Here is a 23,024-nt window from a genome sequence, read left to right as displayed (position 1 = left end):
ATGTTTTGCTTTTACAAGATTTTCGTGGAAAAGGAGAGAGTGGAATATGGCTTCTGTTTTAGTGGTCGATGACGCGAAGTTCATGCGGGTGACGTTGGCGCGCATTTTGCAGAAGGGGCATCATGAGGTAGCCGGCGAGGCGGAAAACGGCAAGGATGCAGTGGAATTGTACCGTCGTCTGCGCCCTGATCTCGTCATTATGGACATCACGATGCCGGTGATGAACGGCATCGAGGCGGTGCGGGCGATCAAGGAGTTGGATCCGGGAGCGAAAATCATCATCTGCTCGGCGCTCGGCCAGCAGCGCATGGTCGTGGAAGCGGTCGAGGCGGGGGCGGCGGATTTCATCGTCAAGCCATTCGAAGAACAACGCGTGCTGGAAGCGGTCGCCCGCCTTTTATAAAAAGACTTGCACTTGGAAAGGGAGTTTCTGGGTTGTGATCGGTACGTGGTGGTAGGCAAGCGAAACGGTTTTTGCTATAATAACGTTGTCCAGCTACTTTTGTCGGAAGAAGGTGATGGCTTTGCCGCTCGTTACTTCGCTCATCGCCGTCGTGATGGCGTTTCTCGTTTTTTTTGTGCGCATGAAGGCGTCGGAAAAGCCGACCAACGCCAAAAAAATCATTTTGCCGCCGCTGTTTATGAGCACCGGCGCGCTGATGTTCATTGATCCGGTGTTCCGGGTCACGCGCGGCGAGCTCATCGAAGCGGTCGTTCTCGGGTTGTTTTTTTCGTTGTTCCTCATCAAAACATCGAAATTTGAAGTTCGCGGCCATGACATTTATTTGAAACGTTCGAAGGCGTTCATTTGGATTTTGCTCGGGTTGATCATCATTCGCCTCGGTTTGAAAACGTATTTAGGGCGGACGATTGATTACCGCCAATTAAGCGGAATGTTTTACTTGCTGGCGTTTTCGATGATCGTCCCGTGGCGAATCGCCATGTACGTTTCATATCGGAAGCTGGCCGCGCGGTTGAAGCCGCCGGTCCTCACATAAATGATGGCGTCCCGAAAAACGAGCGGGGCGCTTTTTTACGCTCGCGAACCGCTTTTTCGGGAAAGCCGCGGACGGTCAGCGGCTTTCTAGCAAATGCTGATAAGGAGCGAGATCGATGTTTTTCGCCTGCAATGTCCGAATCAAAAATTTATGGTCGCGCTTCGGCGTTGCGATGATGTAACCGCGAATCAACAGGTCGCGTGTGATGCGCGGCGCCTGTTCCTTCAAGGCAAGTTCACCGATTTTGCCGGCGATCTTTTGCCGCGCGACGTCACGGAACAATTCGGGCACGGGGCGAACGAGTTCCTCAAGAAGCGCTTTTTCTTCTTCCCCCCATAAATGGCGCGTCTGTTCAATGTAATACTCCTGCCAGTCCAGCTCCGATTTTCCGTCTTCTTTCGGCAGTCGCTTTAAAAACTTGCGGAACATGAAAAAGCCGCCAATGGACATCATGACGAGCAAAAAAACGACCCAAAACAGAATAAACCAAAGAAACCATCCCGTCAGCATGATCCCCACTCCCATGCGTTAATTCGGTGCTATGCGCCCTTTGCCCTGTCAAGCCATTGGATGCGACGGCCGCCGGGTTGTATTCCAACCAAAAGACGATTCCGCTTTCCGGCCGGATTTGGCGCAAGATTCGTCTATTATTATGTCGAAAAGCGTGCTGTTTGGCAAGTTTGGCGCCACTTTGGCGCCACTTTGGCTCAAAACGCGCTCCCGCTGTTTCGCCACAAAGAAACCGATAACGGCGCCTGTCATCAATCGTAACGCAACTGTAACGCAACTGTAAAAAAACCTGTCCCGCCTTAGAACAACAAGCGTTCGCAAGGTAAGTCTAGATAGGAATGGAAATGATAGACAGTGACGTCCTTCCCGCCGCCTGCTAATCTATCTAATAGACAAAAAAGCTAGGAGGAACGTGGAGAGCTAGGGAGGGATCGAAGGAATGAAAAAGACGATGATTGCGCTCGCTGCCGCCTGTTTTTTGACGTTCGGCTCGCAGGGGCCGACGACGGAAGCGGCTGGCTCGTATACATACTATCAAGTAAAAAAGGGCGATACGATGTCAGCGATCGCCAAGCGATACCATACGACCGTTTCATCGCTGCGCGCGCTAAACGGCTTAAAGCATGACTTCATTTACGCTGGAGAACGGCTGAAAGTTCCGGCGGCAGGGAAACGGACGGCTTCGGCCCCGGCAAAGAAGAAATCGATCACATTAAGCGCCGCTGACCGGAAGCTGCTCGCTCAGTTGGTGCAGGCGGAGACCGGTTCGAGCGAGCCGTTTGCCGGCAAGGTGGAAGTGGCGCTTGTCGTTTTCAATCGCACCAAGCATCCGGAGTTTCCAAAAACGGTGCGCGGCGTCATTTATCAAAAGACGAAATGCGGTTATGCGTTTGTGCCGGTCAAAACGGGAAAGTTGACCCGCATTCGGCCGACCAAGCAAGATTACGCGGCCGTTGATAAGGCGTTGGCCTTGTTTCCGAACGACCGCCGCGGCTCGCTTTACTTTTATAATCCAAGGGTGACAAAAGACAAATGGATGTTGTCGCGCCCGGTGACGATTCGCATAGGGCATCACGTCTTTACGAAATAAACGGTTCGGCTTCAAAAAGGATGGCGGTTGAGTAAAGCACAGCCGACCGACAAAGAGGAGAGCGTTTCCCCGCTTTTGGGGACGCTCTTTTTTTCTGCGAAAATCGCTTTTCGACGAGTTGTGATGTTCATGCTAGTGCAGGGAAAAACATGTTCCGCCGCCATGTTGTTGGGAAAAAAGCGGAGTTTTTCTGGCTTCGTGAGGGTCAACCGTGTTCTCGATGTTTTCGCACTGACGGTCATGACACCGCTGACAAAGGCGGGCGCTTTTCGACCGGTGGAGCGGTGTCCGGCCAAGGAAGGGCGGCGGATCGGTTCAACGTTTCCGCGGGAAGCCGGCAGGAGTTTGCCGGTGCGGTTGCGAATGTGTTGATCAAGGGGGGAGCGGCTGTGAAAAGAGTCGATCTTGTCTACGAAACGCTGCAAGAATGGGAACGGAATGGGAAGCGGTGGGTAAGCGCTGAAGAGTTGGCTCTCGCTCTCGGATTCGACCGAGCCAACGTCAGCCGTGATTTAAACCGCCTTTGGCGGGAGGGAAAAGTGCAAAAGCAAACCGGAAGGCCGGTTCGCTTTGCGCTGGCGCGAGGACCAAAAGCGATGACGCGTCTCGACCGGCTGGCCAAGCAGCAGCCGAGCTTGACGGCCGCGGTGGAGCAAGGAAAGGCTGCCGTCTTATATCCGCCCAAAGGGCTGCCGATGCTGATTGTCGGCGAGACGGGAACGGGGAAGTCGATGTTCGCGGAGCTGCTTCACGAGTTTGCCGTCGCAGCTGGCCGTTTTCCGCCGGGGGCGCCGTTTGTGACGTTTAACTGCGCTGATTACACGAACACCCCCCAGTTGCTGCTCGGCCAGTTGTTCGGGATCCGCAAAGGGGCCTATACCGGGGCCTATGAGCAAAAAGGGCTGATTGAAAAGGCGGACGGCGGCATTTTGTTTTTGGATGAGGTGCATCGTCTGCCAGCCGAAGGGCAAGAAATGCTGTTTACGTTTATTGACCGCGGCATTTACCGCCGGCTTGGCGAGACGGATGTGGAGAGAACAGCGAATGTGCTGCTCATTTGTGCGACAACGGAAGATCCGGAGTCGAATTTGCTGAAAACGTTCCGCCGCCGCATTCCAATGCATATTTTGCTGCCGCCGCTGGAGAAGCGGACACTTGACGAACGCTTTCGGCTGGTGATGCAGTTTTTTCAGGAAGAGGCGGTGCGGCTCGGAAAAGAAATTGACGTCTCCGCCAATGCCATGCGCGCGTTTTTGGTTTACCCGTGCCCGAACAACGTCGGGCAGCTGAAGGCCGATGTGCAGCTCGTTTGCGCCAAAGCCTACGCCGACTATGTCACCGGAAAGAAACAAGCGGTGCGCATTCATCGCGCCGATTTGCCATTTCAAGTGCAAAGCGGACTTTTGCTGGAGAAAAAACATCCGCAAGCCGCCTCTTATTCGCTGCCGCGACGGTGGTATGCCTTCCCGCCGCATGGGGGGGAGGCCGATGTTGAGAGCGGGCCGGCGGCGGAATCCGAATCGGTTTACGGCGCGATTGAGCGCAAATACGGAGAACTAAAAGAGCGCGGTATCGTCGGCGATGAACTGGACCTATTGCTGGAAATGGACATTAAGCATTATTTCTCGCAATACATGAAAGGGGTGGATCGGCGCATCCGCGATCGCCGCGACCTTGAAAAAATGGTCGCTCCCGACGTCCTTGAGTTGACCGAAGCGATGGTTGTCTATGCGGAGAAAAAACTTGGGCGCCGCCTCGCCGAGAAGGTGATGTATGCGCTCGCCATGCACATTCAAACGGCGATCAACCGCCTGCGGGCCGGGACGATCGTTTCCCATCCGAAACTGAATGAAGTTCGCGCCGCCTATAAGCAGGAATTCGCCGTCGCGCTCGACTGCCTTCAGCTGATGGAAGAAAGGACGCATATCGACTTCCCGATCGATGAAGCGGGATTTTTGACGATGTTTTTTGCGTTCCACGAGGAGCAAGCCGAAGAGCGGGAGGAACGGGTGGCGATCGTCGTTGTGATGCATGGCAACGGTGTGGCTTCGGCGATGGCGGATGTCGTGAACCAGCTGTTGGCCGCCGCGTGTGTGCATGCGGTCGATATGCCGCTTGATGCCGACCCGAAACGGATTTACGAGCAGGTGAAAGCGGTGCTGCAGCCCGTCCCATCGAAAAAAGGGGTGCTGTTGCTTGTTGACATGGGATCGCTTGTGTCGTTTTCGAACTTTTTGGAAAAAGAGCTCGCCGTTCCGGTGCGGGTGATTTCCGCCGCCAGCACGCCGCACGTGCTCGAAGCGGCCCGCAAAGCGATGCTCGGCTATGCGCTTCAGGAAATTTACGAAGAAGTGAAAGCCGCCGCGCCGTTTTACATTCGCGGGCCGCTTTGGGAGGAGGAGGCCGCGGAGCAGGACATGCTGGCGATCGTCACTGCCTGTTTTACTGGAAAAGGAAGCGCGTTGGCGCTAAAGCATATATTGGAAACGTATTTGCCGCTCGATGAGCGCATGTGGCGCATTATTCCGATTCAAATGGCAGATGCGGAAGAAGCGCGGCAAACCTTGTCCAACGTCGCGAAACATTTCCGCATCGTCTGTATTGTCAGCCACCTTTGCCTTGATGAGCGAATCCCGCACTTTTCTCTTGAGGACGTGCTTAGCTTGAGGGCGATGAAAGAAATTCAAGCGTTAGCCGATGTCGAGGAAATTCATATGCATATGGCTAGAGAGCTGACCGGCCATCTTCGCCACCTCGCGCCGGCGCGAGCCATTCCTGCCATTCGCGCTGCGCTGGCGGCGATTGGTCGGGAACTCGGCCTTGAAGCGGATGGCCGCGATCTGGTGGGGCTTGTCTTTCATCTTTGCTGCTTGCTCGATCGTCTGCTGTCCGGAGAGAGAACGGGCGGTGACCGACGAGCGTCGAAAGCTTGCGGGCATGAAGATGGCGCGCTGTACAGGGCGGTCAAAGAGGGGTTGTTTCCGCTTGAACAGCAGTACGGTGTTTGCATCGATGAAGATGAACTGTGTCATATCGTTCACTTTTTTCGCTCGCTGCAAGGAAAACGAGATGGATAAGGCGCGACGATTGGAAACGCTTCCATTACACAGTTTCCCTCCGTTAACACACAACCGTTCCATCCGCTTCGGCGCTGTCTTTTTGATGTTGGCATGGAATTTGCTTAAACAATAATGAATTATTGCAAAAAAGGAGGAGAAAGCGGATGAACATTTTGCTCATTTGCGCTGCCGGCATGTCGACGAGTTTGCTTGTGACGAAAATGCAAGAGGCTGCCAAGGAACGGGGGATGGAAGCCACTATTTGGGCTGTCTCTGCCGATGAGGCGAAAGACCATCTCGATCGAGCGGATGTTGTGCTCATTGGCCCGCAAATTCGCTATAAGTTTGCCGCCTTCAAAAAAGAGGGGGAGGCGCGCGGCATTCCGGTCGATGTCATCAATCCAGCTGACTATGGGCGGGTCAACGGCGCCGGCGTGTTGGACTTTGCGCTGCGGTTAAAAAAATAAACAGGGGGTAGAAGCGGATGGACCGGTTTATTCGGATGTTGGAAGACCGCGTGATGCCTGTCGCCGGCAAGATTGCCGAACAGCGCCATTTGCAGGCGATTCGTGACGGGATTATTTTGTCGATGCCATTGTTGATTATCGGGTCTTTATTTTTAATTCTTGTTTTTTTGCCGATTCCTGGTTACAACGAATGGATGGCGAAATGGTTCGGCGAGCATTGGCTTGATAAGCTTCTTTATCCGGTTGGAGCGACGTTCGATATTATGGCGCTTGTTGTCAGCTTCGGGGTCGCCTATCGGCTGGCGGAAAAGTATAAAGTGGATGCGCTGTCCGCCGGCGCGATTTCACTGGCCGCTTTCTTGCTGGCGACCCCGTATCAAGTGCCGTTCACGCCGGAAGGGGCAAAAGAGGCGATCATGGTCAGCGGCGGCATTCCGGTGCAATGGGTCGGCAGCAAAGGGCTGTTTGTTGCCATGATTTTGGCGATTGTGTCAACCGAAATTTACCGGAAAATCATTCAAAAAAATATTGTCATTAAATTGCCGGACGGGGTGCCGCCTGCTGTGGCCCGCTCCTTTGTTGCTTTGATCCCGGGAGCCGCTGTGCTCGTCGTTGTCTGGGTAGCCCGGCTGATTTTGGAAATGACGCCGTTTGAAAGTTTCCATAACATTGTATCTGTCCTCCTGAACAAACCGCTCAGCGACGGGAGGCAAAATTTCCGGGAGTATTTTGCAAATCGTTAACTTCTTCATCGCGTTTGCCATCTACTATCCATTTTTCTCGGTTTGGGACAAACAAAAAGCGGCCGAAGAGCAGGCCGATCCAACAATTTTAAGCGGAGCGGGGGCAACGCCCTCGCTGTAAAGGGGAGGAGCGAAATGCCGCGCTATTGCATCGTCAACGCCGATGATTTCGGTTACTCGAAAGGGGTCAACTACGGAATTTTGGAAGCGTTTCAGAACGGTGTCGTCACGTCGGCGACGCTGATGGCGAACATGCCAGCGGCTGAACACGCCGCCCGGTTGGCGAAGGACCATCCGGAACTCGGCGTCGGCATTCATTTTGTGCTGACGTGCGGCTGGCCGCTGGCCAATGTTCCATCGCTAGTGAACGAAAATGGGGAGTTTCCGCGGCGCGGGGAGGCGCTTGCCGGCGCTAGGCGCAGCGATATTGAACGGGAGCTTTGCGCCCAGTTGGAGCGTTTCTTCTCGTTCGGGCTCACTCCGACGCATATTGACAGCCATCATCACGTTCATGAGCACCCGAATGTGTTTCCGGTTGTGGAACAATTGGCCGAACGCTATCAGTTGCCGATCCGCCCTGTGCGGACGGCGCGGCCGCATCGGCTGCCGACCGTCGACGTCTTTTTTCCGGATTTCTACGGGGATGGGCTGACGAAAGACCGCTTTTTATCCCTTATCGACCGAATTGGCGACGGCCAAACGGCGGAAGTGATGTGCCACCCGGCGTATATCGATGTTCCGCTCGCGTCAGGAAGTTCCTATTGTCAACAGCGAGTCGAAGAGCTGGCGGTGCTGACCGACCCGACGCTCGTTGCCGAGATAGCCGAGCGCGGGGTTCAGCTGATCACGTACCGTGAATTCTATAAACTATAGGAGAGGGCGTTATGCAAACGTATGAACAAACTGTATTCCAACTGATTCTTCACGGGGGAAACGGCCGCAGTTATGCAATGGAGGCGATTGCAGCGGCGAAAAAAGGAGAATTTGCCGCGGCGCGCAGGATGCTTGAACAGGCGGGAGCGGAACTGCAGGCGGCCCATAGGTTGCAGACCGAGCTGCTGCAACAAGAAGCGCGCGGCGGGCAGACGGTGGTGACGCTTCTGATGGTGCATGCCCAAGATCATTTAATGACGGCGATCACGGTCAAGGACTTAGCCGCTGAATTCGTAGAGCTGTATGAAGCGCTCAAGCAGCAAACAGGCTAATCGTCATCGCCGTCGGCCGGCTTGTTGCTTGGGTGGGGATGATGTCCTTCAATGGAAATGAACCCAAGACGGGCGGCAATGGGATGTTCTAGAAGACCCCAGTGAAAACGCTCCATTTGCGAGAATCCAAAAGGGATCAGGTTATGGTGTCGCAAGATTTTTCAACATTGAGAAACGCTGTTGGGAGCACCATTTTCCCTTACATCCCCCTCCTTCTAGAAGGGCGGTGATTTACTCGCGCAACCGCTTCCCAGCATCGTTTTTCAAATAGAAAAGCCTTGCAACAGTGCACACTTTTTTTCATCGACCAAAGGAAACCAATGTTTTTCACCAGCCTTCTAGAGACCGCCCACCTTTTTGGTTTTACAATAATTTTATTATGTAAACATAAAGACAACAGCCGTTCAACCCGCCCAGCGGCAAGCCGGGCGGGTTGAACGGAGAAGGGAAACTCCGCTTGCTTGTGTCACATGTCGTGGCTTGAATTATGCTTTTGCCGCGTATGGTTGCGGTTTTTCACTTTTTTCGAACCGTCAAGCGGCTCCGGCTGCCCGGGATTGTCGCCTTTTGGCGCGTTTTTGCGCATATCTTTGCCGTCATTTTTGTTTGTCATTGGTTGTCCCTCCTTTGTCCGTTAGCATGCGGCGTTGTGCTTTCGCTTATTCAGCGCATAATTTGCGCCCAGTTTGAAACGATAAGTAGTGAACGACCGCGAAGGAGGGACGAGCGATGGTGTATCATAAAACGAAACAGGACGCGTTTCAAGCGGCGCAAAAGGCGACGATGGAAGCGAAAGAATGGCACGATCACTTGGTGCGCGATCAAGCCGACTACGGCCACCAGCTGGCCCATTTGCGTCAGGAAATCAACGAGGCGTTCGCCCAAATTGAAAACGCGCTCGAAGTCGCCTCGGAAACACAGCGCGTGCAGCTCGAGAAATTTCGCAGCGACTTGCAGGCCATTGTGGAGGAAATCAATCAAAACGAGTAAGGGAATGCCGGCGGCGGACATTCCCTTTTTTGTGCGCTATGGCAGGCCGGGATGGCGGAGCGGCCGCCACGCTACTGGTTCTTTTTTCGTTTTTTGTTGTTTTGGCGCTGCGCTTCGGTCAGCGGTTCATTGGAAAACTCTTCGTTGTAGCCGGCGCCCATCCCTTGCGCTTTAGCCGCGTTCATGCCGGGAATGACGTGATTGGCTTTTCGTTTGGCCATTTCGTTCACCTCCGGTTGTAGTTTGTGATGAAACAAGGGGAATATTCCGACTAGGGCGTGATAAGAAAACAAGGAGGAAGGTCATTAGAAATCCATGATTTACAGTCCTTCCCGTTTTATAATAAGATAAAGTCGTGCCAAGCTTTGCGAGGAATGCGAGAATGGATACGATTTTTTCGACTTTTGCGCAAAAAAATAGTATAGTATTATTGTGAAGTGAAGGGGGTTGTACATATGGCGAAACAAGATGTATTCAACGCCCGCTCTTCATTCGAAGTCAACGGTAAAAAATACAATTATTACCGCTTGCAAGCGCTTGAAGAAGCGGGCATCGGTCAGGTGAGCCGCCTGCCGTACTCGATCAAAGTGTTGCTTGAATCGGTGCTTCGCCAAGTCGACGGCCGCGTCATTACGAAAGAGCACGTCGAGAACTTGGCGAAATGGGGAACGCCGGAAATGAAAGATATCGACGTGCCGTTTAAGCCGTCGCGCGTCATTTTGCAAGACTTCACCGGCGTGCCTGCCGTCGTCGATCTGGCTTCCATGCGCAAAGCGATGGCCGATTTGGGCGGAGATCCGTATGAAATCAACCCGGAAATTCCGGTCGATCTCGTCATCGACCACTCGGTGCAAGTCGACCGTTACGGATCGGACGATGCGCTCGAGTACAACATGGACTTGGAATTTCAACGGAACGCCGAGCGGTACAAGTTTTTGAAATGGGCGCAAAAAGCGTTTAACAACTATCGGGCTGTTCCGCCGGCTACAGGAATCGTCCACCAAGTGAACTTGGAATATTTGGCTAGCGTCGTTCATGCAGTCGAAGGGGAAAACGGCGAATACGAAGCGTTCCCGGATACGCTTGTCGGCACGGACTCGCATACGACGATGATCAACGGCATCGGCGTCCTCGGCTGGGGCGTCGGCGGCATCGAAGCGGAAGCTGGCATGCTCGGCCAACCGTCCTACTTCCCAGTGCCAGAAGTCGTCGGCGTCCGCCTGACGGGCAAGTTGCCGGACGGAGCGACGGCCACCGACTTGGCGCTTAAGGTGACGCAAGTGCTCCGGAAAAAAGGCGTTGTCGGTAAATTCGTCGAATTTTTCGGACCGGGCGTGGCGACCTTGCCGCTTGCCGACCGGGCGACGATCGCCAACATGGCACCGGAGTACGGAGCGACGTGCGGCTTCTTCCCGGTCGATGCTGAAGCGCTCGACTATTTGCGCTTGACCGGCCGCGACGAGCATCACGTTCAAGTCGTTGAAGCGTACTGCAAAGCGAACGGCTTGTTCTACACGCCGGACGCGCCGGAGCCGGTGTTTACGGACGTCGTCGAAATCAATTTGTCGGAAATCGAAACGAACTTGTCCGGACCGAAACGGCCGCAAGATTTGATCCCGCTCTCGAAAATGAAACCATCGTTCCGCGAAGCGGTGAAAGCCCCGCAAGGCAACCAAGGCTTCGGCCTGACGGAAGCGGATTTGGAGCGGGAAATTACCGTCGAGCTGAACGGTGAACAAGTCAAGCTGAAAACGGGCGCGGTCGTCATCGCGGCGATCACGAGCTGTACGAATACGTCCAACCCATACGTCCTTGTGGCGGCTGGTTTGGTGGCGAAAAAAGCGGTCGAAAAAGGTTTGCAAGTGCCGAAATACGTGAAAACGTCGCTTGCGCCGGGCTCGAAAGTCGTCACCGGCTACTTGCGTGACTCGGGTTTGCTGCCGTATCTCCAGCAGCTCGGCTTCAACATCGTCGGCTACGGTTGCACCACATGTATCGGCAACTCCGGCCCGCTCGCGCCGGAGCTCGAAAAAGCGCTCGCGGAAAGCGATTTGCTTGTCACAAGCGTTCTGTCCGGCAACCGGAACTTTGAAGGCCGCATCCATCCGCTAGTGAAAGGCAACTATTTGGCGTCGCCGCCGCTGGTCGTCGCCTATGCGCTCGCCGGCACGGTCGACATCGATCTGCTCAACGAGCCGATCGGCAAAGACAAAGACGGCAATGACGTTTACTTCCGCGACATTTGGCCGTCGATGGAAGAAGTGAAAGACGTCGTCAAACGGGCGGTCGATCCGGAACTGTTCCGCAAAGAATATGAGCGCGTGTTCGACGGCAATCCGCGCTGGAACGCCATCGAAACGACGGATGAGCCGCTTTACCAATGGGACGAAAACTCGACGTACATCCAAAATCCGCCGTTCTTTGAAGGGCTGTCCCCGGATGTGCGCCAAGTCGAACCGCTTACCGGCTTGCGCGTCGTCGGCAAATTCGGCGATTCGGTCACGACCGACCATATTTCACCAGCCGGTTCGATCGGCAAAAACACGCCAGCCGGCCAATATTTGATCTCGAAAGGCGTCGAGCCGAAAGACTTCAACTCGTACGGTTCGCGGCGCGGCAACCATGAAGTGATGATGCGTGGCACGTTCGCCAACATCCGCATCCGCAACCAAATCGCGCCGGGCACGGAAGGCGGCTACACGACGTACTGGCCGACCGGTGAAGTGATGTCGATTTATGACGCGTGCATGAAATACAAACAGGACGGCACCGGGCTTGTCGTCGTCGCCGGCAAAGACTACGGCATGGGCAGCTCGCGCGACTGGGCGGCGAAAGGGACGTTCTTGCTCGGCATCAAGACGGTCATCGCCGAAAGCTTTGAGCGCATCCACCGCTCGAACCTTGTGTTGATGGGCGTTCTGCCGCTGCAATTTAAAGAAGGCGAAAACGCGGAAACGCTCGGCTTGACGGGCAAAGAAGTGTTTGACATTCACATCGATGAAAACGTCAAACCGCGCGATCTTGTCAAAGTGACGGCGACGAACCCAGAGACGGGTGAGAAAAAAGAGTTTGACGTGATCGTCCGCTTTGACAGCGAAGTCGAAATCGACTACTACCGCCACGGCGGCATTTTGCAAATGGTGCTGCGCGAAAAACTGGCGAAAGTAAAGCAATAACGACAAAAAGCAGGCTTCCGCATCGGGAAGCCTGCTTTATTTTGTGTTCCGCTTTTTCGCCGCGTTTTCGAGCTTGCTTTTTGGATCCGGGGTGAACGTTCCGTCTTGGCCAAAGCCTTGCGGGTTGACGCCCGGCGCCTTCGAGCCGCGATTGCGGCCGCCGTTTTTGGTCATCGCTTTCACCTCCGCTCACGGATAGTATGACCGCTTTCGGCCAAACTATATGCAAAGGAGGAAAAGAGCTGTCCCCCTTTTCACACAGGACAGCGTCTGCCGCCCTTGCTATAGATGTTCCAGTTTGCCGGGTATTCAGTGAAGAGAGAAGATTTCTTCGATATGGTCCTGCTATGAGGAGATGTTCCGCTTTGCCCGCCACCGCTTCCTCCGTAAGCGCACGCTAGGCAGTTCGGCAAACACCATGCCGGCCAAAATGGCGAAGCCGCCGAGCCAAGCGGATGGCGACAGCCGTTCCCCCACCCAAAGATACGCCGTCAAAGCAGCGAACACAGGTTCGGTGGCAAAAATGAGAGCGACATGGGCGGGCGTCGTATGTTTTTGCACCGCCGTCTGGATCAAAAAAGCGGCGGTCGTTGCCAGCAGCGATGTCACGGCGAGCGCTCCCCATACTTCCGGGCGGCGGAGCACAGCAACATTCCACATCTGCGAGGCGTCTTCCAACAAAAAAGCAAATAAGAAACAAAGCAAGGCCACCGTAAAAATTTGCACCATCGTCAACACTTGGGTGGAATAGCGAGAGGAATACCGACCTGTCACAATAATGTGCATGGCAAATGACATGGCGCACAAAAAGACGAACAGATCCCCGCGGTTGAACGACAGCTCGGCTCCGCCCGTCAACCAGTACAGTCCGAAGGCAGCGAGAACCGCTCCAACGGTCGCATTGACCGTCGGCTTTTCTTTTCCCAACACAAAGGAAAAAAGCGGCACAAGCACGACGCTCAACCCTGTAATAAACCCTGCTTTGGACGACGTCGTATAGAGAAGCCCCACCGTTTGAAAGGCGTAGCCAGCAAACAGCCAGAGGCCCATCCAAGCTCCGGCGCCGACCGCGCGCCATGACCAATTTCGCAGCAGCGGGCGAGACATGATGGCCATCCAGCCGAGCAGCAACAAGCCGGCCAAGCCGAAGCGAACCGCGTTGAACGACAACGGCTGCAAAAAAGAGATGGCGTTTTGGACGACAACGAATGTCGCTCCCCAGACGAAAGTCACGGCCAATAAACTAAGATCAGCGACGGTTTGCTGCTTCAATTGGATTCCCTCCTTATTTTTGTCTTGGCGATAAGCAATTGCTAGCCGCTAGTGTATCATAAATGCGTTGAAAAAAACATACTTTTTTGAAACAGAGCGATCGAGGCGGAAAACGATGAACAGACGGGAACGAGTGTGGTAAAATAAAAAGCAGCCTCAATCATCGTGATGCGAAAGGGTGGCAGAACGTTGGAGGTGCAAATTCATTGGACGTACGTCACACCCAACAAACAGGCGGTGCGGTTGACTTCGGAATGGCTCGAGGCGAAAGACGCGCTCGCCATCGCGGGCGATTTTGAAAAAACCGGGCGGACGAAGGCGCTCGAGTTCATGGATCGAAACGGCACGGCATGGTCGAAAAAGGAGCTTGGCAAACTTCTTGAAGAAATCGCGGCCGAACCGCATGAAGTCGTCGTTTATTTTGACGGCGGGTTCGATCATCAAACTTCCCAAGGTGGTGTCGGCGCGGTCGTGTATTACAAGCAAAACGACCAGCGCTACCGGCTGCGCGCCAACCGCCGCCTCAGCGAAATCAAATCGAACAACGAGGCCGAATATGCGGCGTTTTGGTTTGTGATGCAGCTGCTTGAGGAGCTTGGCGTCCATCATTTGCCGGTGACGTTTCGCGGCGATTCTCACGTCGTCTTGAAGCAGCTGTCGGGCGACTGGCCTTGCTTTGAAGACGATTACAACGCTTGGCTCGACCGTATCGAGGCAAAACTGCGCGAGCTTCACATCGACCCGTTGTATGAACCGATTTCCCGCAAGCAAAATAAAGAGGCGGACGCGCTCGCCCGCCAAGCGCTTGCCGGGCAGCTGATCACAAGCCGGATGGAATTGACAGAGAAAGGGTAAGGTTCGATGGGAAAGAAGCGAAACCGACGGAAAGAAATATTGGAACAAATCGCTCAGCTTGAAGAAATGTACTGTGATGGCTGCTTTTTAAAGAGCACGTTCCGCAAAGAGTACGGAAAAACGTACGCCCAGTCGTTTTGCATTCAGCGCTGCACGGTGGGCGAACAGATGCGGCAGTACGGGGAAATGCTGCTTTCCGCCCCGCCCCGTCCGCGTCAATAGGGCGACGGAACGGCACCGCTTCTACCCTATCCCTCATTTCGTTAAGATATCCGATGCCGTTTCTTTCTCTTTCCTTCGATCTTTCTTGGCATGTTTTCGCAACAGGGAAAGGAGAGAGGAAAGGTTGATTTCCGCCCTAGGCGAACGTAAAAGCAACTGGTGCCAATACGATTGGAGAAGATCGAGTGCTTTCCGTTCACTGATTTGAATGTCTTCCTTTTGATGCCAATACATCCGAGCGTGAAACAGAAACGTCTGGGTGACCAAAATGGCAATCAACGTCCCGTATAAATGGCATTCGAAACGTTCTTTCTTCATCTTCTTGACTTTCTCCCAATCAAATACAGATTTCTAGGGGGCGGTGATTTACTCACACAACCGCTTCTCGCAATCGTTTCTTAAATAGAAAAACCGGTTGCATCAGCTTCTATGTTCACGCGTTCCATCATCGATCGAGGCAAACGGCGATTTTTCACCAGCCTTCTAGAAGGCCGGTGATTTAGTGCAAAATACTACTGCTTCCACCTATTTCTCAATTAGAGAAACCTCGTAGAAACAGCCTTCTTTTCTGAATGAAAATGCGATGATTGATGTGTGACAGCGTTTTTTCACCAGCCTTCTAGGCTTTAAACAACAATTCAATTGGCCAGCGCAGGGAATAGAGCTCATAAACCTGTTGACCAAACGACTCTTGTGGTAAATTCGTCGGTAAGATGTGGTATTTCTTCTGTTCGAGGGTTTGGCGTGTCAGCGCCTTCCCTTTTCTTTTTTTTTGCACATACGCCATCCGTTTTTGCCATTCTTCCGCCGTCAGACGGCGGAAAATCAACCGTGGAACAGACAAGCGCTCATGGCCGATGTATACGTGTTCCACCTTCTTTGTGTAAAAAATAGGTAAATATAACTAATCAATTCATGAAAAAATGGTATAAAAATCATAATTTATACCTTTATTACTTCTGTTACCATTTATGGTGAACGCAAATGAAGGAGTGAAGCGAAATGCTGAGCGGGTCGGACACGATGGATACAGGAAAACGGGGGATAGAGGAGCCGACGAATGAGGAGGTTGATCGAACGAGCCTATACATCGCAACCACGAGGGAGCCGTGCGGGCGATGATTCGGCTGAGACCTGATGAATTAGAAACGGTTGCGAAGCACATTCCCGATGCCGAAGATGCGTGCCAGCGGGCGCGGATGACGCTGTCATGGGAGCCCTCTTCCCTTGCGATGGACCTCCCCGGCGTCAGCACGCCTGCCATCGAAGCGCTGCGGGAGGAATTGATTCATTGGCTGCGGTGCTATGAACCCGAGTTCGACAGTGACTAGGCAAACAAAATGCCTCTCATCCCTTGATACCAAATGGACGAGAGGCATTTGGGCATACGTTGGGCGTGTATCTAGGTGCAAGGATGGATGCCTAGAATCTTCGGAGGAGGCTCCAGCCCTAGAGCCGCAAAGAGTTGCACTTGTTTGGCCGTCCGTTCGGTCGTTGACCAAGGTCGCCGTTTTTTGAAGAAAAATGTCCAAGCATGAGACGTTCGCATTCGTCTCTTACGTTCGGCCACGATTCATGATGGAGTTAAGCTACGGTGATTCCATCTTTCTTTTTGCGTGTAACTTGTCGTATGTACATGTCTATATTATAACCGATATTCAGCTCTTTTAAAAGTTAAAATAGGCAAGTCGTGTGCCTATGGAATTCGGCGTTTTTTTTCTAGGGGCCACATCGTGAACTCCTTGATATCAAAGCATTTTGGCCATTTTCATTTGCCTAAAATGGCCTCAAAACTGTCGAACTCGGGATGAACAAAAGCTCAACGAAGCCGAAGAGCTGCTCTATCGCACCGCCGCGGCGATGCGCCAAGCGGACGAGACGCTGGCTGACAACATGAAAGAATTCGGATTGGAGCTTCTTGGTTGGTACGACGTGCAGCGCGTGTTTGGCGAGTACGATCCGATTGCCGGCGAGCGCCTTTCTGTAGGAGACCGTTTGCTGGCAGGGGGAATGTTGCTTGCGTCGATGGTTCCTCCTGCTAAAGGGGCCGGCATGGCCGGAAAAGCGGCAATCAAGGGCACCAAAGCGATGGAGGCGGCATCTGTCCTATCGAAAACGAAACATGTCGTGCGCTATGATAAAATAAAGGCGATCTTCGAAACGATTTATCAGCAAGTCGTCAAAGCGCCGTTTGCGGAAACAGCCCGTTTGTTCAAGAAGCAATGGGATGATTTGGTGGAGAGCGTCGCATCCACTGCATGGCAGCCGGCATATGCTGGAGTTGGTCCAGCGTCTAGAGTGTGGATGAACGAAGCGAGGAATGAAGTGAAAGATGCCACTCTCCATATGACGAAAAAAATCGAAGGAGAGGCCATTGATCGTATACCCAAGTCAAGTAATTCTTTCGCTAAGGGTATAGGCAAATATGATAATGGATGGGATATGTCCCGTGGAGGCGGCGAGATAGGTGGAAGAAGATATTCAGAACACTCGTTAGAAAGAATGGCACCTGATACTATCCAGGTTAGGGCTGAGTTAGAAAAAAGAGCCCTTGAAAAGGGATTAAAGCCAGGTACTAAAGAATTTAAAAATTTTGTTGACCCAAGGGGTGTTCCACCGATGGTTGTAGAGGATACAATTAGAAATGTAAAACCTACTGCTGGAAATAGACCAAATACACTAAAATATGATGGTAAAGATGTTACTGTAATTACAAACACAAAAGGTGATGTTATCACGGTAATTCCGAAGTAAGGTGAGGGAGGTTTTCATGGCAATTAAATATGATGAATATTTACTGCTTGAATTATTCAATAGTGAACCAATAATAATTGATAGAGAAGCTGAAATTTACAAATATCAAGTGCAAGGTTCCCTAGGATTAGAATTAGCACTTTCCTTCTCGGTTTATGACCAATATGTAACAATAAGGTTGGACCATAACCAACTCCAAAATCCATTATATGATATTGAAATACAAAATGTAGAGGAAATTAGGGTAGAGAAATCAAAACTAATAATACTAAAGCAACAAAGTAAAGAGCCGGTAATCGAAGTTAAAGTTACACCTAACTTTATGATTGATTTAAGCATCTAAACTAATAATAGGTTGCGAGGATATTTTAGTTCCCGTGACCTATATTTTTGTGGAGATACAAGTAATTATAGAGGAGTAGCATCGTATCACAGACATTCGTGCCCATTCGATTGTGGGGTTTGAGGTAGCACTCGATGGCATCCCCTCCGAATTGAGAAGGATGTATAGGGGCACGGATCGATTTTTCGATACAAGCAAACCGCTTTAAATCGTTTGTCCGATTCGCATTCATCCCGTTGTGAGCTTGCATGTGCTCCTCCAAGGAATGATCATATATTAGTTTCAGTTCATAAAGAAAATGGTAACGATCTTTTGTATACTTCTTTGTGTAAAAAATAGGTAAATATAACTAATCAATTCATGAAAAAATGGTATAAAAATCATAATTTATACCTTTATTACTTCTGTTACCATTTATGGTGAACGCAAATGAAGGAGTGAAGCGAAATGCTGAGCGGGTCGGACACGATGGATACAGGAAAACGGGGGATAGAGGAGCCGACGAATGAGGAGGTTGATCGAACGAGCCTATACATCGCAACCACGAGGGAGCCGTGCGGGCGATGATTCGGCTGAGACCTGATGAATTAGAAACGGTCGCGAAGCACATTCCCGATGCCGAAGATGTGTGCCAGCGGGCGCGGATGACGCTGTCATGGGAGCCCTCTTCCCTTGCGATGGACCTCCCCGGCGTCAGCACGCCTGCCATCGAAGCGCTGCGGGAGGAATTGATTCATTGGTTGTGGTGCTATGAACAAAAGCTCAACGAAGCCGAAGAGCTGCTCTATCGCACCGCTGCGGCGATGCGCCAAGCGGACGAGACGCTGGCCGATAACATGAAAGAATTCGGATTGGAGCTTCTTGGTTGGTACGACGTGCAGCGCGTGTTTGCCGAGTACGATCCGATTACCGGTGAGCGCCTTTCTGTAGGAGACCGCTTGCTGGCAGGGGGAATGTTGCTTGCGTCGATGGCTCCTCCTGCTAAAGGGGCCGGCAGGTGGCAATCAAGGGCACCAAAGCGATGGAGGCGGCATCTGTCCTATCGAAAACGAAACATGTCGTGCGCTATGATAAGATAAAGGCGATCTTCGAAACGACTTATCAGCAAGTCGTCAAAGCGCCGTTTGCGGAAACAGCCCGTTTGTTCAAGAAGCAATGGGATGATTTAGTGGAAAGCGTCGCCTCCGTTTCACGGCAGCCGGCGTATGCGGGAGTTGGACCGGTGTCTCACTTTTTGGAGGATGGAGCGAAAGATGCGTCCCTCAACATAATAAAGAAAGTTGAGAGGGAGATAGCTGGTAAGAATCTAGTTAAAACGGGAGCTGACAACATCGCATTATACGCGAAGTACAAGGAGGTTCTTAAAGTTACAGAGTTGGCTAATCCTCTAGTTGATAGTTTAAGGAAAACAGGTCAACTCCCTCCAAATTATGTTAGTAAGACAGCGGCAATGCAAAAAGGTTGGGCACTAGGAAAAGCGCTTCATAATTACGTGCCGGGCGGACAAATTGGAGGGGATATATTCAAAAACACTTCTAATCTATTACCGAACACTGAGGGCAGAGTGTGGTACGAGGCAGATGTAGGTTTAAGTAATACAATGTCTAGAAGTAAACAACCGGGAACAAGATTGCTCTACTCGAATGATGGATTAATGTATATTACGACTGATCATTATAAAACCGTGCATTTTATTGGAACATATAAGTAAAGGATGGGATATGATGGATTTATTAAAGGATAAATCAAGTAGGAAACAAGTTACGTTAGATGTGAGTCATATTCAAGATTCTAAGGAACTCCATTCTCTATTAAAAAAAGAGCTTGATTTACCGGATTTTTATGGAATGAATTGGGATGCATTCTGGGATGCGATTACTGGTCTTGTTGAATTGCCTGAAATTTTAATTTTTGAAGGCTGGGATCATATTGAACGGAAACTACCAGAAGACTCTCAAACGCTGATGAATATCCTCAAAGACTTTAACGAACAATATCCTCTTTGGAAGTGTCAAGTGATTTATAAATAACATACTAAACCTTGATTGGCTGTAGGACTTTCAAGGTTTTTGTCTTTTCAATCGTTCAGTAACCATTGATTGTAATTAATTTTTAAGAGTAATTGACCATGGCTTATTTACAAGAATCCAGCTTGGAGCTTCTTGACTGGTACGACTTACAGCGATTGTGTGAAAAGCGTCGCCTCCGTTTCACGGCAGCCGGCGTATGCGGGAGTTGGACCAGTGCCAAAGGTGTGGATGAGTGAAGCGAGAAATGAAGTCGAAGATGCTACTCTTCATATGATGAAGAAAATGGAAGGAGAGGCCATTGATCGTATACCCAAGTCAAGTCATTCTTCCATTAAGGGTACAGGTAAAGCTAAATTTTCTATAAATAACTTGCCAAAGGATCCTAAGGGGGACGGTGATTTACTCACACAACCGCTTCTCGCAATCGTTTCTCAAATAGAAAAACCGGTTGCATCAGCTTCTATGTTCACGCGTTCCATCATCGATCGAGGCAAACAGCGTTTTTTCACCGGCCTTTAAGGAATTAATCAACAATGGATGGAAAGATGTTACACCGGAAGGAATGGCGAAAAATACTAACTCACGAGAGTTTATCGATCCTGAAACTGGAATGAAGGTTAGATTTGATCCCGGAAAACCAGGAGCAAATGGTTTTGAAGGTAAAGATCATTATCATGTATATAATCCAAATAGTACAGGTAAAAGAGATTATTATCTTGATGTTAACGGCAATCCAGTGCCAAAAGGCTCGAAAGCATCTCACATAGAACCATATCTTGGGAGGAGAAACATGAAACCATCAGAATTTATTAAAGCTTACAACCTTCTTGATAGTCTTGTAGAGAAATTAGAATATGATGAAGTCAATAAGCAATTAAAGATAACTTTAGAATTGTGTCAGTGGAAGCAATCTTACTATGTTGAAACTGACCCGGAAATGCAACTTGGCATATTAATATTCTCTGATGTAACATTCTACAAAACTGAACCTGAATTATTCAATCTTGATAGTAGTGAAATACTAGAGGTTGATTTACTTCCATTTGATGGATGTGGTGAGCGTATTAAAATAGTTCTTCATGGGGGAGACGATGTAATAATACTAAACTTTCAATCTAAGGAAGTAGAATGGAAAGAAATGGCAGAAGGGAATGAATAGTAGTTAGGAATTTACAGTTCCTAAAACAAGATCGTAAAGCAAAAACAATAAACCAAACAATTAAAAACTTGACAAATATCTTAGACGAGCTTTCAAAGGCTTATTCCAACTTGACTGGTAAGGAGGAATGAGCCTTTTTACATGTTCAAAATTAAGCAGGAAAATTGCAAGCATATATTGGGGGAGATATGATTAGTTGCTCAAGCTTAGGGAGGGGATAAGGCAGAAATAAACGATACATGCCAAGAAAAAACAACAAAATCGAGTATTATTTACCATACCGCCGCGGCGATGCGCCAAGCGGACGAGACGCTGGCCGATAACATGAAAGAATTCGGATTGGAGCTTCTTGGTTGGTACGACGTGCAGCGCGTGTTTGGCGAGTACGATCCGATTACCGGCGAGCGCCTTTCTGTAGGAGACCGTTTGCTGGCAGGGGGAATGTTGCTTGCGTCGATGGCTCCTCCTGCTAAAGGGGTCGGAATGGCGGGAAAAGCGGCAATCAAGGGCGCCAAGACGATAGAGGCGGCATCTGTCCTATCGAAAACGAAACATGTCGTGCGCTATGATAGCCAAAGACCAAAATTCTTAACTTGATGGGTATGGGATGGGGTCCACACCTTTTGGGACCCCCATTCGATTCGGATTATGACTGCGCCTCGCGCAGCTGATGTTCGGCGCGGGCCAGCCGCTGTTCGCAGCGGGCGAGAACATCATCGTCTGTGCCCGTTGCTTCTTGGCGAGCGCGAGCTAGCTGATGGCGGGCGTTTTGCACCGCTCGTTCGGCGTGCTGAATCATCTCGGGGTCGAGCTGCATTGTGGCGTGGCCGACCATGTTTTCCGCCGTCTCCACGAACAGTTCCACTTGTTTCAAATCGTTGTAGCCTGTATGTATGTGGGCATCATGATTCGCCATATCAACACCTCCCTTTGCTATTGTTTGCCTCTTGACTGAATCTATGCATCGAAATGGAAAAAGGCACCTTGACTGTGCAAGGTGCCTTTCGTTTCCGCTCCCGTTCTTTCGTCTATGTCAACGAAGCTTTATAATTTGACAACGTTCGCTGCTTGCGGTCCGCGGTTTCCTTGGACGATCTCAAACGAAACTTCTTGGCCTTCTTCTAACGTTTTGAACCCTTCACCTTGGATGGCTGTGAAGTGTACGAATACGTCCGAACCGCCTTCCACTTCGATGAAACCGTAACCTTTTTCATTGTTAAACCATTTTACTTTACCACGTTGCATAATGCTGAATTCCTCCTAATACTTTTAGCCTAATCGGCTAACCTTGAGATTTTATCAAATAACAAAATATACTCCACAGCAATCCAAGGTGCGCCTTCATGCTGAATGCCTGAAATATATTCTGTTATGTGATGACTTAACTATACACTACCGGGCGTCACCGCGTCAAGCAAAAGAAAGGAAATTTCCGAAAAAAATTGTTTCACCATCGCCAAACAGGCATGTTGCCTAGAAGGCTGGTGAAAAACGGTTGTTTCTTTTGAGCAATGGGGAATCGTTTGAAAGGTGATCGTGATGCGACGAGGCTTTTCTATTTGAAAAACGGGTTTGATAAACGGCTTGTCCGCTTAAATCACCGGTCTCCTAGAGATCACCGTCCTTCTAAGAGGCCGGTGATTTAAGGAGAAATACTGCTCTCCGACAGTGTTCCCAAACCAAAAAACGTTGCAACGTCATCATTTCATTCCTCGTGACTTCTCCCCAATCGAGCCAATTGGTTGTTTTTCACCAGTCATCTAAGGAAAAAGTCATGAACGGGGAAAAAAAGCCATACATTGGAATAGGAACGGCGAAAAGGGGGAGAAGCGGATGTACCGCGGGAAAATCGCGGGTCAAGAAGTGATCGTCCGACTGGGCAGTCGGGTCAGCCGCCGCTATTTCAGCGACAACAAAATTTACCACATGGTTCTTTCGTATGGAGAATCAGCGTTTCGCAAAGGGCAAGACACATTTTGTATCTATCACGACCGCGTCGGCTTGATCGTTGCTGAAGTGGAGCAGCAAGAGGTTCCCGTGATCCGGATCGACTATATTATCGAAACCGAAAACGTGTACGAATAGCTGATTGACAATTGAAAGCAAATACGGTAATTTTAAATGTAAGCGGTAACAAAAACGTGTTCGCCT

27 protein-coding genes and 5 pseudogenes are annotated in these 23,024 nt (G+C 50.8%); 22 read left to right on the top strand and 10 right to left on the bottom strand.

Going from position 1 to position 23,024, the window contains the following annotated elements:
- Nucleotides 1-46 precede the first annotated feature (46 nt).
- Nucleotides 47-403 (top strand): response regulator, encoded by a 357-nt coding sequence (locus tag NST29_RS11150; protein WP_033023231.1) that lies wholly within the window; start codon nt 47-49, stop codon nt 401-403.
- A gap of 121 nt (nt 404-524) precedes the next feature.
- The gene (locus NST29_RS11145) at nt 525-998 is read left to right on the top strand and encodes a cytochrome c biogenesis protein CcdC (RefSeq protein ID WP_108209768.1); all 474 of its coding nucleotides are present in this window, start codon (nt 525-527) and stop codon (nt 996-998) included.
- A 75-nt stretch (nt 999-1,073) separates the two neighbouring features.
- On the opposite strand, the gene NST29_RS11140 is transcribed toward NST29_RS11145, so the two are convergent.
- Nucleotides 1,074-1,508: a DUF2621 domain-containing protein gene (locus NST29_RS11140; RefSeq protein ID WP_033023234.1), complete on the bottom strand. Its 435-nt coding sequence runs from the start codon at nt 1,506-1,508 to the stop codon at nt 1,074-1,076.
- A gap of 439 nt (nt 1,509-1,947) precedes the next feature.
- Here NST29_RS11140 and NST29_RS11135 point away from each other — a divergent pair, with 439 nt between their 5' ends.
- The 6 genes and pseudogenes from NST29_RS11135 to NST29_RS11110 all read left to right on the top strand — a co-directional run bounded on the left by NST29_RS11135 (nt 1,948) and on the right by NST29_RS11110 (nt 8,072).
- On the top strand, nt 1,948-2,598 hold the full coding sequence (locus tag NST29_RS11135; RefSeq protein ID WP_033023236.1) for a cell wall hydrolase: 651 nt from the start codon (nt 1,948-1,950) through the stop codon (nt 2,596-2,598).
- 149 nt (nt 2,599-2,747) lie between these two features.
- A complete protein-coding gene (locus tag NST29_RS11130) occupies nt 2,748-5,675 on the top strand; it encodes a sigma-54-dependent transcriptional regulator (protein ID WP_235207658.1) in 2,928 nt (975 codons plus the stop codon).
- Between the two features lie 146 nt (nt 5,676-5,821).
- Nucleotides 5,822-6,124, top strand: coding sequence for a PTS sugar transporter subunit IIB (locus NST29_RS11125; protein WP_033023243.1), 303 nt, complete (start codon nt 5,822-5,824; stop codon nt 6,122-6,124).
- Between the two features lie 17 nt (nt 6,125-6,141).
- Nucleotides 6,142-6,825: pseudogene (locus NST29_RS11120) on the top strand (PTS transporter subunit EIIC); the annotation flags it as partial.
- 177 nt (nt 6,826-7,002) lie between these two features.
- Nucleotides 7,003-7,740, top strand: a complete 738-nt coding sequence (gene chbG / locus NST29_RS11115) for a chitin disaccharide deacetylase (protein WP_033023246.1) — start codon at nt 7,003-7,005, stop codon at nt 7,738-7,740.
- Nucleotides 7,741-7,751: 11 nt separating this feature from the next.
- Entirely contained in the window at nt 7,752-8,072 is a 321-nt protein-coding gene (locus tag NST29_RS11110; protein WP_033023247.1) for a PTS lactose/cellobiose transporter subunit IIA, read from the top strand.
- A gap of 466 nt (nt 8,073-8,538) precedes the next feature.
- Here the strand turns inward: NST29_RS11110 and NST29_RS11105 are convergent, their stop codons facing one another.
- On the bottom strand, nt 8,539-8,685 hold the full coding sequence (locus NST29_RS11105; RefSeq protein ID WP_031410206.1) for a small acid-soluble spore protein P: 147 nt from the start codon (nt 8,683-8,685) through the stop codon (nt 8,539-8,541).
- A gap of 116 nt (nt 8,686-8,801) precedes the next feature.
- Here NST29_RS11105 and NST29_RS11100 point away from each other — a divergent pair, with 116 nt between their 5' ends.
- Nucleotides 8,802-9,062, top strand: a complete 261-nt coding sequence (locus NST29_RS11100; protein WP_033022437.1) for a hypothetical protein — start codon at nt 8,802-8,804, stop codon at nt 9,060-9,062.
- Between the two features lie 71 nt (nt 9,063-9,133).
- Here the strand turns inward: NST29_RS11100 and sspO are convergent, their stop codons facing one another.
- Entirely contained in the window at nt 9,134-9,283 is a 150-nt protein-coding gene (sspO, locus tag NST29_RS11095) for a small acid-soluble spore protein O (RefSeq protein WP_008879509.1), read from the bottom strand.
- 234 nt (nt 9,284-9,517) lie between these two features.
- Here sspO and acnA point away from each other — a divergent pair, with 234 nt between their 5' ends.
- Complete coding sequence (acnA, locus tag NST29_RS11090; protein WP_033022436.1) at nt 9,518-12,238, top strand: aconitate hydratase AcnA; 2,721 nt, start codon at nt 9,518-9,520, stop codon at nt 12,236-12,238.
- A 36-nt stretch (nt 12,239-12,274) separates the two neighbouring features.
- Here acnA and sspL read toward each other — a convergent pair whose 3' ends face one another.
- Both sspL and NST29_RS11080 read right to left on the bottom strand, forming a co-directional pair.
- Nucleotides 12,275-12,412, bottom strand: coding sequence for a small, acid-soluble spore protein L (gene sspL, locus NST29_RS11085; RefSeq protein WP_033022435.1), 138 nt, complete (start codon nt 12,410-12,412; stop codon nt 12,275-12,277).
- A 171-nt stretch (nt 12,413-12,583) separates the two neighbouring features.
- Nucleotides 12,584-13,510 (bottom strand): DMT family transporter, encoded by a 927-nt coding sequence (locus NST29_RS11080; protein ID WP_033022434.1) that lies wholly within the window; start codon nt 13,508-13,510, stop codon nt 12,584-12,586.
- A gap of 189 nt (nt 13,511-13,699) precedes the next feature.
- Between NST29_RS11080 and NST29_RS11075 the strand changes: the two genes are divergently transcribed.
- Together NST29_RS11075 and NST29_RS11070 are read left to right on the top strand one after the other, a co-directional pair.
- Complete coding sequence (locus NST29_RS11075; RefSeq protein WP_033022433.1) at nt 13,700-14,365, top strand: ribonuclease H family protein; 666 nt, start codon at nt 13,700-13,702, stop codon at nt 14,363-14,365.
- A gap of 6 nt (nt 14,366-14,371) precedes the next feature.
- A complete protein-coding gene (locus tag NST29_RS11070; RefSeq protein ID WP_033022432.1) occupies nt 14,372-14,587 on the top strand; it encodes a zinc-finger domain-containing protein in 216 nt (71 codons plus the stop codon).
- 33 nt (nt 14,588-14,620) lie between these two features.
- Here the strand turns inward: NST29_RS11070 and NST29_RS11065 are convergent, their stop codons facing one another.
- Both NST29_RS11065 and NST29_RS11060 read right to left on the bottom strand, forming a co-directional pair.
- Nucleotides 14,621-14,905, bottom strand: coding sequence for a hypothetical protein (locus tag NST29_RS11065; RefSeq protein ID WP_033843585.1), 285 nt, complete (start codon nt 14,903-14,905; stop codon nt 14,621-14,623).
- A gap of 301 nt (nt 14,906-15,206) precedes the next feature.
- Nucleotides 15,207-15,374 (bottom strand): hypothetical protein, encoded by a 168-nt coding sequence (locus NST29_RS11060; RefSeq protein WP_231559817.1) that lies wholly within the window; start codon nt 15,372-15,374, stop codon nt 15,207-15,209.
- 331 nt (nt 15,375-15,705) lie between these two features.
- On the opposite strand from NST29_RS11060, the pseudogene NST29_RS11055 reads away from it, so the two are divergent.
- A pseudogene (locus NST29_RS11055) lies at nt 15,706-15,903 on the top strand (hypothetical protein); the annotation flags it as partial.
- Between the two features lie 86 nt (nt 15,904-15,989).
- Here the strand turns inward: NST29_RS11055 and NST29_RS11050 are convergent.
- Nucleotides 15,990-16,165 (bottom strand): annotated as a pseudogene (locus NST29_RS11050) (transposase); the annotation flags it as partial.
- Nucleotides 16,166-16,345: 180 nt separating this feature from the next.
- Here NST29_RS11050 and NST29_RS11045 point away from each other — a divergent pair.
- The 8 genes and pseudogenes from NST29_RS11045 to NST29_RS11010 form a co-directional block, all read left to right on the top strand.
- Nucleotides 16,346-17,341: a pre-toxin TG domain-containing protein gene (locus NST29_RS11045; RefSeq protein ID WP_231559818.1), complete on the top strand. Its 996-nt coding sequence runs from the start codon at nt 16,346-16,348 to the stop codon at nt 17,339-17,341.
- Nucleotides 17,342-17,357: 16 nt separating this feature from the next.
- Nucleotides 17,358-17,684: a hypothetical protein gene (locus NST29_RS11040; RefSeq protein WP_033843136.1), complete on the top strand. Its 327-nt coding sequence runs from the start codon at nt 17,358-17,360 to the stop codon at nt 17,682-17,684.
- Between the two features lie 563 nt (nt 17,685-18,247).
- Nucleotides 18,248-18,969, top strand: a pseudogene (locus tag NST29_RS11035) (pre-toxin TG domain-containing protein); the annotation flags it as partial.
- Nucleotides 18,970-19,059: 90 nt separating this feature from the next.
- Nucleotides 19,060-19,395: a ribonuclease domain-containing protein gene (locus tag NST29_RS11030; protein ID WP_268746097.1), complete on the top strand. Its 336-nt coding sequence runs from the start codon at nt 19,060-19,062 to the stop codon at nt 19,393-19,395.
- Between the two features lie 13 nt (nt 19,396-19,408).
- Nucleotides 19,409-19,714 carry a barstar family protein gene (locus NST29_RS11025; protein WP_033022020.1) on the top strand — a complete coding sequence of 102 codons (306 nt, stop codon included), beginning with the start codon at nt 19,409-19,411 and terminating at the stop codon, nt 19,712-19,714.
- A 213-nt stretch (nt 19,715-19,927) separates the two neighbouring features.
- Nucleotides 19,928-20,233 (top strand): hypothetical protein, encoded by a 306-nt coding sequence (locus NST29_RS11020; RefSeq protein WP_131385757.1) that lies wholly within the window; start codon nt 19,928-19,930, stop codon nt 20,231-20,233.
- Nucleotides 20,234-20,276: 43 nt separating this feature from the next.
- Nucleotides 20,277-20,873 carry a hypothetical protein gene (locus NST29_RS11015; RefSeq protein WP_231559819.1) on the top strand — a complete coding sequence of 199 codons (597 nt, stop codon included), beginning with the start codon at nt 20,277-20,279 and terminating at the stop codon, nt 20,871-20,873.
- Nucleotides 20,874-21,140: 267 nt separating this feature from the next.
- Nucleotides 21,141-21,443, top strand: a pseudogene (locus NST29_RS11010) (pre-toxin TG domain-containing protein); the annotation flags it as partial.
- Between the two features lie 76 nt (nt 21,444-21,519).
- On the opposite strand, the gene NST29_RS11005 reads toward NST29_RS11010, so the two are convergent.
- Both NST29_RS11005 and cspD read right to left on the bottom strand, forming a co-directional pair.
- Nucleotides 21,520-21,789, bottom strand: a complete 270-nt coding sequence (locus NST29_RS11005) for a DUF2564 family protein (RefSeq protein ID WP_033022030.1) — start codon at nt 21,787-21,789, stop codon at nt 21,520-21,522.
- A 128-nt stretch (nt 21,790-21,917) separates the two neighbouring features.
- Nucleotides 21,918-22,118: a cold-shock protein CspD gene (gene cspD / locus NST29_RS11000; protein ID WP_003251474.1), complete on the bottom strand. Its 201-nt coding sequence runs from the start codon at nt 22,116-22,118 to the stop codon at nt 21,918-21,920.
- A 588-nt stretch (nt 22,119-22,706) separates the two neighbouring features.
- On the opposite strand from cspD, the gene NST29_RS10995 reads away from it, so the two are divergent.
- Nucleotides 22,707-22,958: a hypothetical protein gene (locus tag NST29_RS10995; RefSeq protein WP_033022033.1), complete on the top strand. Its 252-nt coding sequence runs from the start codon at nt 22,707-22,709 to the stop codon at nt 22,956-22,958.
- Nucleotides 22,959-23,024 lie beyond the last annotated feature (66 nt).

The sequence above is a fragment of the Geobacillus sp. FSL W8-0026 genome (genome assembly GCF_037966255.1).
Taxonomy (GTDB): Bacteria; Bacillota; Bacilli; order Bacillales; family Anoxybacillaceae; genus Geobacillus; species Geobacillus icigianus.
The sequence above is the reverse complement of the archived record's forward strand: the minus strand, read 5'-3'. Positions and strand labels throughout refer to the sequence as shown.